Source organism: Holdemanella porci, assembly GCF_019052655.1.
Taxonomy (GTDB): Bacteria; Bacillota_I; Bacilli_A; order Erysipelotrichales; family Erysipelotrichaceae; genus Holdemanella; species Holdemanella hominis.
In genome coordinates, this window is sequence record NZ_JAHQVB010000010.1 from 1 (window position 1) to 13,302 (window position 13,302).

Here is a 13,302-nt window from a genome sequence, read left to right on the forward strand (position 1 = left end):
GTGATTATTTTGTATAACATTTTTTTGATACCACCCGCATAGCAGGTGGTTTTGTTGTTTCGTACTTCGTACTCAACCGGCTAAAGCCAAAAGCATAAACAACAAGGATGTGAAATTCTAAAGTTCCACATCCTTTTTCATTAAGAAAGACTTTTTCTGTGAAAAAGTCACACGTCATATTATTTTTCTCCTGTATTCTTTACTATTCGTGTACACCAATTTAAAAGAAAGAAAACCCAATCAACATAATGTGGATTGGGTTAACAATACTTAGTTATTAGAATGTAGTAATTTATTTGGAATATACATTAAACCTCGTTTAAACACATCCCAAAAACTTAATGATCGAAGCATTCGATCTGCAGGTACATATTCTCTTATAGCACGCAGTGTTTTTTTGTTGTCTTTTGTAGAGAAAGTAAAGTATGTTTTCTCATTTATGAAAATCACAAATCGAGAAATACTTTTATTAAATAAGACACTCGCTTCTACTCGATCAATTGTATCCCATGGAATTTGAATACAATCTTCAACATTTCTTTCATTATAGAATTCAAACGCTTTATTTCCAACCATGACATTTCCATTTGTACTTAATCCTGCAAAAGATGTTGCCTTAATTGTTAAATCTACTTTTGAATTTAATGATTGTGCCATATGTACCTCCTTAAGCTATTACATAATTCCGATTACACGACCAATAATACCAACTACGAATAATGCGATGATAATTGTGATTGGCGAAACTTTCTTCTTCAATAATTTACAGCATAATAAAGTTAATAATAAAGCTGCAAGACCAGGAATCAATGAATCTAAGTTTTGTTGTAAAGTTGTAACTTTGATTTGATTTAAACCAGTAGCTCCTAATGAAGAATATTGTTCTAATGCACTCTTAATTCCATCAGCATTTCCTTGAATTTGTGACCAATCAATGTATGCACCTTCAGATTGAGCAACACTTGAAACAACTGGAGTAAACGAAATACTTACCCAACGTTGAACCAATGCACCAATGATAAACATACCTAAGATACTTGCACCTTGAGTTATTTTTCCAAGAAGTCCACCTGACATATCTTTAGCAATTTTAGTACCTACATTGTAACCAAATTCTTGTGTATACCACATGAATGCTAAACGAATTACGTTCCATAATACAAAGAATAAGATAGGTCCTAGAATATTTCCACTTAATGCTAAAGAAGCTCCTAATGCACCTAAAATTGGACGCATTGTAAACCAGAATACTGGGTCGCCAACACCAGCTAAAGGCCCCATCATACCTACTTTAACACCTTGGATTGCTGTATCATCTACATTTTCACCATTTGCTTTTTCTTCTTCCAAAGCAAGTGTAACACCCATTACTGGACTTGACACATAAGGGTGAGTGTTATAGAACTCCATGTGACGTTTTAAAGCAGCAACTTGATCTTCCTTGTTAGAATATAATTTTTTGATTGCAGGAATAATTGAATAGCACCATCCACCATTTTGCATACGTTCATAGTTCCAAGAACCCTGAAGGAATTGATGACGCCACCAAACTTTTTTACGATCTTGTTTAGTTAATGTAATTTTTTCAGCCATTTTCATTTACCTCCTTCAAAATCCTAGTAATCATTCAAGATGTCGCCTAATGGATCACCAGAACCAGTATTCGATCCTCCACCATTATTTTTAGCAGCATCTTTCAAACCTAAATAAACGATTGCGATAACAACACCAATAACACCTAAAGCAATTAGTGTGAATTCACTTACACAAGCAAATACGAAACCTAAAGCGAAGAATGGCCAAGTTTCCTTTGTAGCCATCATGTTGATAACCATTGCATAACCAACGGCAGCAACCATTCCTCCACCAACTGTCATACCACCAGATAACCAAGCTGGCATTGCATTTAATACACCAGTTACAACTGAACTAGGTACGAAACATAATGCAGCAGCAGGAATCGCAATACGAACACCTTGTAAACAAATACCTACAATTTGCCAACGTTCAATTGCTCCAAAATCACCTTTTTCAGCAGCAGCATCCATGAAGTGAACAATTGGAATTGCAATTGTACGGCAAAGCATAGTTAAGAATAAACCAGCTACTGATAATGGAATAGCTACGGCAATTGCTGTAGAAATAGCAGTTGTAGTATCTGTTGTTCCACCATTTAAACCTAAAACCATAATAATTGCAGAAGCAACTGAAGCTAGTGCAGCATCGGGTGCAACAGCTGCACCAATGTTTGCCCAACCTAAAGCCATCAACTGCAAAGAACCACCTAACATAACACCTTCTTTTAAGTGACCAGTAACCAAACCAATTAATGTACATGCTACTAATGGTTGGTGGAATTCAAATTGGTCAAGAATCCCTTCCATACCGGCTAAGAAGGCAACAATTATAACTAAAATAACGCTAATCGCTGACATAATAATCTCCCTCTAAATTTACTTTAATTCTGTTTTTGCTTTTTTAAGAATTTCATCGAAGTTTTCAGGTGAATCTGTTGGCACCTTACGAACATCGATCTTAATTCCCATTGCTAATAATTCATCAAATGTTTTTACATCATCACTTCCCATAGAAACGGCCTTTGTACAAACTACCTTTCCTTGAGAGTGTGCCATTGAACCTAAGTTCAATTCTTTAATATCAACTCCACCTTTGATAGCTCTTAATGCATCTTGTGGTGTTTCAAACAACAACATCGCTTTTGTGGCTCCAAAACGAGGATCTTTCGCGACCTGGATCATCTTATCGATTGGAACGACATTTGCTTTTACTCCCGGAGGAGCCGCCTGTTCGATCATGCTCTTTCTTAAATTGTCATGAGCTACATTGTCACTAACAACAATGATACGGTTTGGTCCAACTGTCTTTGTCCAAGCTGTTGCTACCTGACCATGAAGTAAACGTGTGTCAATACGTGCTAAACCATATTTAATATGTCCATCTCCAAGAACTGTTCCTTCTGGAATAGCTCCTTGAGGGGCTGCGCTTACTTCCGCTTTCTTTTCTTCTTTTGGTTCTAATTCTTTTGGATTAATCTGTACACCCTCTTGTGCCGTCTGCATGACGTGTGCTGCAATTTCGTGCGCCTTCTCCATTGAAAATCTAGAAGCATACGTTTCAATCAACATAGGCAAATTCAATCCTGTGACAATTGCCCATTTGTCTTCGTGACCATCTAACAAGGCACTTGCCTGATTGAATGGAGTTCCTCCCCATAGGTCAACTAAGAACAATACTTCTTCTTGATTTTCAAAAGAAGCGATCGCATCTTCCATCTTCTTTCGAATGTCTTCAGGTCCTTCACTAGGCATCAAAGTACAAGGCTTTACATTGGCTTGTTCACCAAAAATCATAGCTCCTGACTGGAAGATACCATTCGCAAATTCACCATGACTTGCAAGAATAATTCCTACCATATATTTTCATCCTTTCTTAGAAATTCAATACGCAAAAAAAGACAGACATATACATTTAAACTGAAGATATACAATAAACCAATAAAAATTATATCTTCAATCAAAATAGTAAATGCCTGCCTAACCAGTTACACGCTATTGAATATTCACTTTTTACATCTGAAAATGTACCACTTTCTGAAAGCGTTGTCAACATTTTTCACGAAATAATCGTACTCGATAAAATTCTTTCCAAGTGTAAAGCCAAATACCCCAACTCCGAATCTGGCAAATCTTTATGTAAAACACGGCTCAATTGTTCACATAAAACACGAGCCTGCTCATAAGCAAATGGAAACTTTTCTTTTGTGAACTCTGTAATATCCATCTGCAATTCCTCATCATTATTTAGTCTCAACAACAAAAACTTAATATGATTCATTAAACGAATATATGACAATGAATTCGCATCAATACGAACATTTAAATCAGCCTGTAATTTCTTGAAGAATTCACGAATCATACGCATAACTTCCATCGACTCTCCTACTTTATTTACCGATATAGCCGAGTGAATATGCAAAGTGATAAAAGCAATTTCATCTGTATTAATTTCTTCATGCGTATATTTTTCAATGACATCCTTTGCCTTTAACGCCACTGAATATTCATCCGGAAACATAAGTTGAATATCCATATTAAATGGATTGGATGGGAAATCCTTCTCTTTAATTCTTTTTATCGCAAAATAAATATGATCCGCTAAAGACAATAAAATATCATGTTCTACTTTACCAAATTTCTCTTTTGTTAAAGTAATAATTTCAGATGAAATTTCAATATACATTGGATCAATGTAATCAAAAATATTATTCGATTTCTGTTTCGCCTGATATGACTTTTGCATCTTATACTGCTTTGCATTACGCGGAACATCCACTTGTTCCCCTTGTTTTTTACCAAAACCAATTCCTTTAGACATCACAATTATTTCTTCATTTTCTTTTAAAACCAAGATTGTATTATGATTCAAAACCTTTAAAATTTCATACATATCCATTATCCCTTTACCCTTAACATCATATCATGACATTGCATTTTTCCATATTTTTTTTCTATTTCTGCACCATCTTTTATTTTCGTAAATACAATTATAATATTCTCATCTAACGCATTATCTTTGATATACTTTAAATCTGCATTCCACAAAACATCTCCGGCTTTTACTTCTTGGTTTGGTCTAACCAACAATTCAAACCCCTTGCCATTTAATTTCGCCGAATCCGTGCCAAAATGAATTAAGATCTGTGTATTATCATCAATTGTAATACCAATCGCATGCTTTGTTGGATAAATCATTGAAATAACTCCATCACACGGCGCCACAACAACCCCATCATACGGACGAATCATAATGCCATCACCCATCAATTTATGTGCAAACATAGAATCCGTTGCATCTTCTATCGGCATTACTTCCCCATTTACTAAACATTCAAGTTCCAACTGTGTTTTTGTTTCTAAAACAACTTCTTTATCCTCAAAATCATAACTTTCCGGCACATTCAACATATACTCATCCAGTTTTGTCTTTATATTCGAAGCCTGAGGACCATAAATAATTTGAATTGCATTTGGCTGACACATAATAGCTGCAGCCCCCGATTTTTTTAACAACCCTTCATTGATTAAAGTATCATCTTTGATTGTCGCTCTTAATCTTGTGATGCAACAATCTAAATCCGTAAAGTTACTTCGTCCACCTAAGCCTTGAACAATCATCTGACTTCTAGGATCGATCAACGATTTATCAAAACTAAAATCATACTTCTTCTTATCAAACACCTTAATGCTTTCGTCTCTTCCAGGCGTTTTTAAATCGTACTTTACAATCAAAAACTTAAACACCCCATAATACACAAAGAAATATACCAAGCCAATCAAAACTACAATCATCCAATTTGTCTTCGCATTTCCCTGCAAAATCCCAAACAATGTAAAATCAAGCAACCCAGCTGAAAAAGTAAATCCAATCGCAACCTGTAAAGCTTGTGCAACCACAAAACATGTGGCGGCTAATAACACATGAACAACATATAATAATGGCGCCACAAACAAGAAAGAGAATTCAATCGGCTCTGTAATTCCTGTTAATGCACTTGTTAAAGCGGCCGAAAGCAATAAACTCGCCGTCTTTTTTTTAGCTTCTGGATTTGCACACTTATACATGGCTAAAGCTACGCCAGGCAAGCCAAAAATCATAAAAATAAATTCCCCAGAGAAAAATTTAGTTGCATTCACACTAAAATGAGTCACACTTGGATCGGATAATTGCGCAAAGAATATATTCTGTGCGCCCGATATAATTGAACCATTTACCATCTTTACACCGCCTAGAGCACTCTGATAAAATGGCATGTACCAAACATGATGCAAGCCAAAAGGAACTAAACTACGCTTAATAACTCCATAAATAAATGTCCCAAAATAGCCGGAGTCAGATATAAATCGTCCTAAATTATAAACGCCCTGCTGTAATGGTGGCCAAACAAAATACAAAAGCACTCCAACTAATACATATGTAATAGCACAAATAATTGGAATAAAGCGTTCTCCTTCATAAAAAGAAATCACATTTGGCAGTTGAATCTGGTAAAAACGATTATGCAAATAACTAACACCAAGTCCAACTATAATTCCGCCAAACACACCCATTTCAAGCGACAAAATTCCACATACCGAAGTAATAGATCCATCTAGAATATAATTTGAAGCCACACCATTCACTATACTTCCATCTAAACAAAGTAACGCATTAATTGTGGCATGCATCACAAAAAAGGCAATAATAGCTGCAAGAGCAGCGACTTCTTTTCTTCGCTTAGACATTCCTAAAGCTATAGAAACCGCAAAAATTAATGGTAGATTATCAAATAAAATTTTGCCCACTTTTTTCAATAAAATTAAAACACAATATAAAAAGGTTCCTTGCCCTAATACTGATTCTAAATGCAATGCCATTACGGTTGTTTCATTGGTCAAAGAACTTCCTACACCCAAAAAAATACCTGCAACAGGAAGCACTGCGATAGGTAACATAAAGGATTTTCCCATCCTTTGTAAAAAACTAAACACATGATGTTGTTTCATTGATTAATACCTCTACTGTATTTATGATGATAAATGACCTCTGTCAAAAAGTCCATAAAAAAAAGGTAATGCAGAATCATTATCTTGAAATCTTCATTACCCAATAGCCTTTATCACGAGCCATTTTTTCTACTTCATAGCCTTTTTCTTGTAAATAATGAATCGCACTTTGTGCACCATGCTGCTTGCGCATTACAATCCAGAAATGACCATCTTCCTTTAAATGTAATAAGCACTGATCAAACAATGAATAAATCATTGCCTTTCCCGTACGAATCGGTGGGTTCAAAAGAATACAGGCATACTGGCCTTCATTCACACCTGACTGACATAATATCTTTGCCTTACGACGATATTTTTTCATGTTTGAATCTGCGAGCTGACAAGCTCTTTGATTTACATCAATCATTGTCATTGCGGTATGCTTCCAATACTCCATTAAAATCAAGGCAATCGGACCAATTCCACAACCTAGATCTAATGTGCTTTCTGGTTCAGCTTCATTGTCGAGTACCGTTTCTAAAAGAATACGTGTACCTTCATCCAATTTATCTTTACTGAAAACTCCAGCATTCGAATTTAACTTATATGTAAAATCACGAAAATGTATCGTAATTTCTTCTGGTGCATCTTTTACAATATCATTTGTGAAATAGTGTGCCATACTACTTTGTAGCAGCTTCTACAATCGCATCTGCATCAATTTTGTATTTTGCGAATAATTCAGCTGGTTTTCCACTTTCACCAAATACATCCTGAACACCGACACGAACAAGTTTACATGCTGTTCCTGCTTCAGCTAAAACTTCTGCCACAGCACTTCCTAAACCACCAATAATTGAATGTTCTTCACAAGTAACGATAGTATCATGAGTTTTTGCTAGTTCAATGATCAATTCTTTATCAATTGGTTTAATTGTATGGATATTCACTACAGTTGGAGCTGTTTCCATTTTCTTAGCAGCCTCTAATGCTTCTTGAACCATTAATCCAGTCGCAACTAAAGCTACTTTTTCACCTTTTTGAAGGACAACACCTTTTCCTAGTTCAAATTTATAGTCATCGCCATTTACACTTTCAACACCACTACGACCTAAACGAACGTAGCAAGGCCCATCAATTTCAGCTACAGCCTTACATGCTTGTTTAGCTTCATTATAGTCACATGGAACGATAACTTTCATACCTGGAATACCACGCATTAAACTAACATCTTCAATACATTGGTGACTTGCACCATCTTCTCCAACACTAATTCCTGCATGAGATGCACAGATTTTAACGTTTAATTGTGGATATCCGATACTGTTACGAATTTGTTCGAATCCACGTCCAGTCGCAAACATTGCGAAGGTAGAAGCATACGCAATCTTTCCACTAGCCGCAAGACCAGCCGCAACACTCATCATATTTCCTTCGGCAATTCCCATGTCAAAGTGACGAGAAGGGTCTACTTTTTTAGCTTCTCCACTCTTTGTACTACCCGCTAAATCAGCATCTAATACAACGACATTTTTATTTTCAACCATTAATTCTTTTAAAGCATCACCATAAGCGACACGTGTAGCTACTTTTGCCATTATTCTGCCTCCAATTCTTTCATTGCAGCATGGTATTGTTCTTCATTTGGTGCTACTCCATGCCATCCCTGTTGATCTTCCATAAATGAAACACCTTTTCCTTTAATTGTCTTCGCAACAATTACAGTTGGCATTCCTTTTGTTTCACGAGCTTCTTTTAATGCAGCACGCAATTGATCATAATCATGACCATCTACATTAATTACGTGGCAATTGAAAGCTTCGAATTTTTTATCCAAAGGATACACACTCATAACTTCATCTACATGACCATCAATTTGAAGGTTATTATTGTCAACAATAATACATAAATTATCTAATTTATAGTGAGCCGCCGACATTGTAGCTTCCCATACTTGTCCTTCTTGGCATTCACCATCTCCAAGTACAGTATAGATACGGTAATCGTTTTCATCTAATTTATTGGCTAATGCCATACCTACAGCGCAAGAAATACCTTGTCCTAAAGATCCTGTAGACATATCTACACCTTCTACATAATTCATGTTAGGGTGTCCTTGTAAACGTGAATTGATAGCTCTGAAAGTTGTCAATTCTTCTTCAGGAAGGAATCCCTTTTCAGCAAGTACTGCATATAAAGCTGGACTTGCATGTCCCTTACTTAATACAAAACGATCACGATTCAATGTATTTAAGTTTTCCTCATTAATATCCATTTCTTCAAAGTATAACTCTGTTAAAATGTCAGTTGCACCTAAACTTCCACCCGGGTGTCCACTTTGGGCACTATACACTTCTTTCACAATATTTCTACGAATATTTTTTGCGTGCAATGCAAGTTCCTTGTTTTCCATAATATTTACGCTATCTCCTTTTTGCGCATACATTATAACAAACTTTTTGTCACAATACACCCCCTACAAAAAGTCAATTATTTCACAAATGCTTATATTGCCACACATAAGCTGCATCATTGATCAATTCTATGTCATTTTGACTAATCCCAATCAATTCCAACGCTTCAAATATGTCTATCCCTTTTTCAAATAACTTCTCAAAACAATCCATCCTCGCATTTGTCTTTTCTTGTTTGATTACTTTCTCTAACACTTCTTGCACTCGATCCGATTGAGCACGATAAAACATACCATCCATCTTTAAAGCGAGTTTTTCATCCACATCCGAAAATAAAGCTCTTAAAGTCTTTATGTCGCAACCCCGATTCAATAAAAGTAAATAAAAGCTACGAATCTCCAAGTTGTACACTCGCTTACGAAACAGTTCAAATTCTACATCTAATTTTTCCATTTTTTTGTTCTCCTTTTTTCTACACTCTCTTATACGTAAAAAAAAGAAGTTTCATCAAAAAAAGTGAGAAATCAATCTCACTTTTCAACTTCATAAATCATGGCACCAAAACTAGGAACATTTACTTCGATCATATATGGCTGATTATGTCTTGTAAGACGCATTGCCTGCACCTCTTGAGGTGCATGACCTTTTAAGTTTCCGTTGTATTTATCCCACTCTGTATTCAAAATTTCTTTATATTTACCTTTGCAAGGAACACCAAACTGTTGGTGATCATATGGATTTGTTGAAAAATTCATAATAATAACGAAATCTTTCTTTGAACCTCTACGAATAAATGAGAACGTATTTTGTCCTACATTATCTGCGTCAATCCAACAGAAACGACTTGGATCATAATCTTGATCAAAGAATGCATCATTTTCTGTGTAAATCTTACCTAAATCTTCGCATAAATGTTCAAATGCATCGTGCATTGGATAATCCAACAAGAACCAGTCACAGCTCTTTTGTTCATCCCATTCACGCAATTGACCAATTTCATTACCCATGAAATTCAATTTCTTTCCAGGATGCGTAAACATATATACATATAATGCTCTTGCCTGGGCAAACTTATCTTCATAGCTTCCCCACATCTTATCTACAATGGTTGCCTTACCATGCACAACTTCATCATGACTAAATGGTAAGATAAATCTTTCTGAATAGAAATAAGCCATCGAGAAAGTAACGTCATGGTGATGCCACTTACGATAGATTGGATCTCTTTTTAAATAAGATAATGTATCATTCATCCAACCTAGATCCCACTTATAGTCAAATCCTAAACCACCCGCATAACTTGGCTTTGTGACATTAGGGAAATCGCTTGAATCTTCTGCAATCAACATGATTTTTCCTTGATGTGCCTCATTCAACAAGTGATTCATACGTTTCATGAAATCACATGCACCTTCATTCACACCATTATTCTTGTTTCCATGCCAGAAAATCGCATTACTGATCGCATCCATTCTTAAACCATCCACATGATAAACATCTACCCAGAAATTGGCTGCAGACATCAAGAATGAGCGAACTTCTTCTTTCCATAAGTTGAAGTTAGCCGTTCCCCATTCACTATTCGCATCTTCCGGTTTTGAATATTCATATAAAGGCGTACCATCAAACATTCCTAACGCGTAATTATCCTTTACAAAGTGCACAGGTACAAAATCCATGATAACACCAATTCCAGCTTCGTGAAGTGCATTCACAAAGTGCATTAATTCATGATTTGTTCCATAACGAGAAGTACTTGAAAAATATCCCGTACATTGATAACCCCAAGAACCATCAAACGGGTATTCACATAGCGGCATGACTTCAACATGTGTAAAGTGATGTTTTTTACAATGTTCAATCAATTCCTTTTCTATTTCATGATACTGTACAAACTCTTCGCTTTCATCATCTTTTCTCCATGAACCAACATGCATTTCATAAATATTTACAGGAGAATCAAAACCCTTATTTCTTTGATTCAGCCATTCTTTGTCAGTCCATCCATCATAACTTAAATCTGATACAATACTTGCCGTATTTGGTCTTAATTCACTATAAAAAGCATATGGATCCATTTTGTCTACCAATTCACCATTTGCCTGCCACACACGATATTTATACGAATCCTTATCCTTTGCACCTTCTACAAAACATTCCCAAATCCCACGTTTATCTTTTTTCATTTTACTCGCTTGATCATCCCAATTATTAAATGTACCAATAACTGAAATATTCTTTGCGTTTGGAGCATACACTCTAAAGCGAACCCCATTAGCTTCTAGGTGTGCACCAAAAATATTATAAGCATGTATGTCACGCCCTTCAAAAAAGGCTTTTGTCTTTCTTTGATCCATATCGATATAACCTCCGTATATATATTTTATACCGGAACACAAGAAACTTAAAGTATATTCTTCACACTTTGAAAACGCTTACCAATTATCAAAAAAAAGATGCAACTAACGCTGCACCACCATAAATTGACGTAATATATTTTCTAAATCTTCTAATGTGTTCATTTGTGACATCTCGTTTTTAAAGATCCTTGAACTAGGAAGTCCCTTTAAATACCAGCTAGCCAAACCTCGCATTTCACGAATAGCTACTTTTTCACCTTTTGTATCCGCTAATCCTTTGGCATGATCCACACAAATTTCAATACGATCTTCCATTGAAAATTCATGTTTCTGTCCTGTAATTGAATCCACACATTCTTGAATCAAGAATGGATTACCTACAATTCCTCGACCTAGCATAACCGCATCACAACCTGTTTCATTCATCATACGGTGAAAATCTTCTACACTGCGGACATCCCCATTCCCGATAACAGGAATAGATACCGCATCTTTTACTTGCTTAATATAAGACCAGTCTGCTTTTCCTTCATACATCTGATTACGCGTACGACCATGCACCGCAACAGCACTAACGCCCACACTTTCCATAGCCTTCGCCATTTCAACACAATTAATATGATACGTATCAAAACCTAAACGCATCTTTACAGTTACTGGCTTATTTACATTTTGTACAATATTCGATACAAGTTCTTTGGCATAATCAATATCCTTCATTAAAAAGCTTCCTGCCTGTGCTTTGATAACCTTGTTTACGGGACACCCCATATTAAAGTCAATAATGTCACAATCTGTTTGCGTATCCAAATATTTAGCTGCATACACAACCGTATCAATGTCATGACCAAACAACTGGAAAGATACAGGATGTTCATTTTCATCGATGGCACACATTTGTTTCGTCTTCAATGAATCATAGTATAAAGCTTTATCACTTACCATTTCATTACAAACTAAACCAGCTCCAAAGCGTTTCGCAATTCTACGAAATGCGATATTACTAATACCTGCCATTGGTGCAATCACAACCGGATTTTCGATTTCTACATTTCCAATCTTAATCATGCATCTTACTCGCAATCGCTCTTAATTCTTCTTCTGTGAAATGATATGTTTCATTACAGAAATTACATGTGATTTCACAACCATGCTCTTTATCAGCCATCTCTAAAACATCTGATTTTTTTATAGTTCCCAAAGCTCTAGCCATACGTACCTTTGAACAAGGACAATCATAAGCCACTGGTTGTGTCGTTAAAATCTTCGCATCTTCAAACATGTCATTTGCCAAATCTTCTAAACTTGAATCATCATATTCTTGAATTAAAGTACTCATTGGTTTCAATCCTTCAAGTACGTGTTCACAAATAGAAATATCTGTTTCTGTTGCATCTGGAAGCATTTGTAGAATCATAGCACCTGCACTGGCAACACGACCATCTGTTCCTATTAAAACTCCACATGATACAGCTGTTGGTGTTTGTTCAGACAAAGTAAAGTAATAGGCGAAATCATCCCCAATTTCACCACTCTGTAACTCAACCGAACCAGAAAAGTTTTCTTCCATACTTAAATCTTTAGTAACTGTTAAAGTTCCATCTGTGCCGACAACAGCTCCTACATTTAATTTTCCTGGGCGAATCAAAACATCCTCTACATGTGGATTTGAAACAAACCCACGAACATTTCCATTCGCATATGCATCTACCACAATAGAACCAATTGGACCGTGTCCATTGATTGTGATTGACAACATTTCTTCTTCTGATTTCAACATAGCACCCATCATACTTGCTACAGATAAAGTTCTTCCTAAAGCTGCACAAGCACATGGATGTAAATCAAAACGATCTTGCGCTTCCTGTACTAAGTCAGTTGTGCGCACAATATATAAACGAACATGCTCATTTAAAACAAGAGCTTTTAATAGTTGATCTTTCATAATATCCTCCACAATAAAATTCACTAGCAACATTCTAC

The 13,302-nt window shown here is 35.9% G+C and carries 13 protein-coding genes; all 13 read right to left on the bottom strand.

The features are described 5' to 3' along the window. Positions 1 to 270: 270 nt before the first annotated feature. The 13 genes from KTQ83_RS03295 to hslO all read right to left on the bottom strand — a co-directional run bounded on the left by KTQ83_RS03295 (position 271) and on the right by hslO (position 13,264). Positions 271 to 657 carry a DUF956 family protein gene (locus KTQ83_RS03295; RefSeq protein WP_117926010.1) on the bottom strand — a complete coding sequence of 129 codons (387 nt, stop codon included), beginning with the start codon at positions 655 to 657 and terminating at the stop codon, positions 271 to 273. An 18-nt stretch (positions 658 to 675) separates the two neighbouring features. Beyond that, positions 676 to 1,593, bottom strand: a complete 918-nt coding sequence (locus KTQ83_RS03300; protein WP_117926012.1) for a PTS system mannose/fructose/sorbose family transporter subunit IID — start codon at positions 1,591 to 1,593, stop codon at positions 676 to 678. A 23-nt stretch (positions 1,594 to 1,616) separates the two neighbouring features. Then, entirely contained in the window at positions 1,617 to 2,435 is an 819-nt protein-coding gene (locus KTQ83_RS03305) for a PTS mannose/fructose/sorbose transporter subunit IIC (RefSeq protein ID WP_117926014.1), read from the bottom strand. 18 nt (positions 2,436 to 2,453) lie between these two features. Further along, entirely contained in the window at positions 2,454 to 3,434 is a 981-nt protein-coding gene (locus tag KTQ83_RS03310) for a PTS sugar transporter subunit IIB (RefSeq protein WP_003866163.1), read from the bottom strand. Between the two features lie 199 nt (positions 3,435 to 3,633). Then, positions 3,634 to 4,467: a PRD domain-containing protein gene (locus tag KTQ83_RS03315; protein ID WP_217256019.1), complete on the bottom strand. Its 834-nt coding sequence runs from the start codon at positions 4,465 to 4,467 to the stop codon at positions 3,634 to 3,636. A 5-nt stretch (positions 4,468 to 4,472) separates the two neighbouring features. Next, a complete protein-coding gene (locus tag KTQ83_RS03320) occupies positions 4,473 to 6,563 on the bottom strand; it encodes a PTS sugar transporter subunit IIABC (protein WP_217256020.1) in 2,091 nt (696 codons plus the stop codon). 79 nt (positions 6,564 to 6,642) lie between these two features. After that, positions 6,643 to 7,227 (bottom strand): class I SAM-dependent methyltransferase, encoded by a 585-nt coding sequence (locus KTQ83_RS03325; protein WP_217256021.1) that lies wholly within the window; start codon positions 7,225 to 7,227, stop codon positions 6,643 to 6,645. A 1-nt stretch (position 7,228) separates the two neighbouring features. Beyond that, positions 7,229 to 8,143, bottom strand: coding sequence for a transketolase family protein (locus KTQ83_RS03330; RefSeq protein WP_117571758.1), 915 nt, complete (start codon positions 8,141 to 8,143; stop codon positions 7,229 to 7,231). Then, entirely contained in the window at positions 8,143 to 8,991 is an 849-nt protein-coding gene (locus tag KTQ83_RS03335) for a transketolase (RefSeq protein ID WP_255466308.1), read from the bottom strand. The genes KTQ83_RS03330 and KTQ83_RS03335 overlap by 1 nt, the downstream gene beginning before the upstream one ends. 49 nt (positions 8,992 to 9,040) lie before the next feature. After that, a complete protein-coding gene (locus KTQ83_RS03340; RefSeq protein WP_117926572.1) occupies positions 9,041 to 9,412 on the bottom strand; it encodes a hypothetical protein in 372 nt (123 codons plus the stop codon). 77 nt (positions 9,413 to 9,489) lie between these two features. Next, the gene (gene glgB / locus KTQ83_RS03345) at positions 9,490 to 11,316 is read right to left on the bottom strand and encodes a 1,4-alpha-glucan branching protein GlgB (protein WP_117926571.1); all 1,827 of its coding nucleotides are present in this window, start codon (positions 11,314 to 11,316) and stop codon (positions 9,490 to 9,492) included. 105 nt (positions 11,317 to 11,421) lie between these two features. Further along, positions 11,422 to 12,387 carry a tRNA dihydrouridine synthase DusB gene (gene dusB / locus KTQ83_RS03350; RefSeq protein WP_117926570.1) on the bottom strand — a complete coding sequence of 322 codons (966 nt, stop codon included), beginning with the start codon at positions 12,385 to 12,387 and terminating at the stop codon, positions 11,422 to 11,424. Beyond that, the gene (gene hslO, locus KTQ83_RS03355) at positions 12,380 to 13,264 is read right to left on the bottom strand and encodes an Hsp33 family molecular chaperone HslO (protein WP_117926569.1); all 885 of its coding nucleotides are present in this window, start codon (positions 13,262 to 13,264) and stop codon (positions 12,380 to 12,382) included. Before hslO ends, dusB begins: the two co-directional genes overlap by 8 nt. Positions 13,265 to 13,302: the final 38 nt, after the last annotated feature.

What these genes read in the sequence shown, in the direction of transcription:
- KTQ83_RS03295 (WP_117926010.1), bottom strand. Translation starts at nt 657, where the DNA reads ATGGCACAATCATTAAATTCAAAAGTAGATTTAACAATTAAGGCAACA.
- KTQ83_RS03300 (WP_117926012.1), bottom strand. Translation starts at nt 1,593, where the DNA reads ATGGCTGAAAAAATTACATTAACTAAACAAGATCGTAAAAAAGTTTGG.
- KTQ83_RS03305 (WP_117926014.1), bottom strand. Translation starts at nt 2,435, where the DNA reads ATGTCAGCGATTAGCGTTATTTTAGTTATAATTGTTGCCTTCTTAGCC.
- KTQ83_RS03310 (WP_003866163.1), bottom strand. Translation starts at nt 3,434, where the DNA reads ATGGTAGGAATTATTCTTGCAAGTCATGGTGAATTTGCGAATGGTATC.
- KTQ83_RS03315 (WP_217256019.1), bottom strand. Translation starts at nt 4,467, where the DNA reads ATGTATGAAATTTTAAAGGTTTTGAATCATAATACAATCTTGGTTTTA.
- KTQ83_RS03320 (WP_217256020.1), bottom strand. Translation starts at nt 6,563, where the DNA reads ATGAAACAACATCATGTGTTTAGTTTTTTACAAAGGATGGGAAAATCC.
- KTQ83_RS03325 (WP_217256021.1), bottom strand. Translation starts at nt 7,227, where the DNA reads ATGGCACACTATTTCACAAATGATATTGTAAAAGATGCACCAGAAGAA.
- KTQ83_RS03330 (WP_117571758.1), bottom strand. Translation starts at nt 8,143, where the DNA reads ATGGCAAAAGTAGCTACACGTGTCGCTTATGGTGATGCTTTAAAAGAA.
- KTQ83_RS03335 (WP_255466308.1), bottom strand. Translation starts at nt 8,991, where the DNA reads ATGTATGCGCAAAAAGGAGATAGCGTAAATATTATGGAAAACAAGGAA.
- KTQ83_RS03340 (WP_117926572.1), bottom strand. Translation starts at nt 9,412, where the DNA reads ATGGAAAAATTAGATGTAGAATTTGAACTGTTTCGTAAGCGAGTGTAC.
- glgB (WP_117926571.1), bottom strand. Translation starts at nt 11,316, where the DNA reads ATGGATCAAAGAAAGACAAAAGCCTTTTTTGAAGGGCGTGACATACAT.
- dusB (WP_117926570.1), bottom strand. Translation starts at nt 12,387, where the DNA reads ATGATTAAGATTGGAAATGTAGAAATCGAAAATCCGGTTGTGATTGCA.
- hslO (WP_117926569.1), bottom strand. Translation starts at nt 13,264, where the DNA reads ATGAAAGATCAACTATTAAAAGCTCTTGTTTTAAATGAGCATGTTCGT.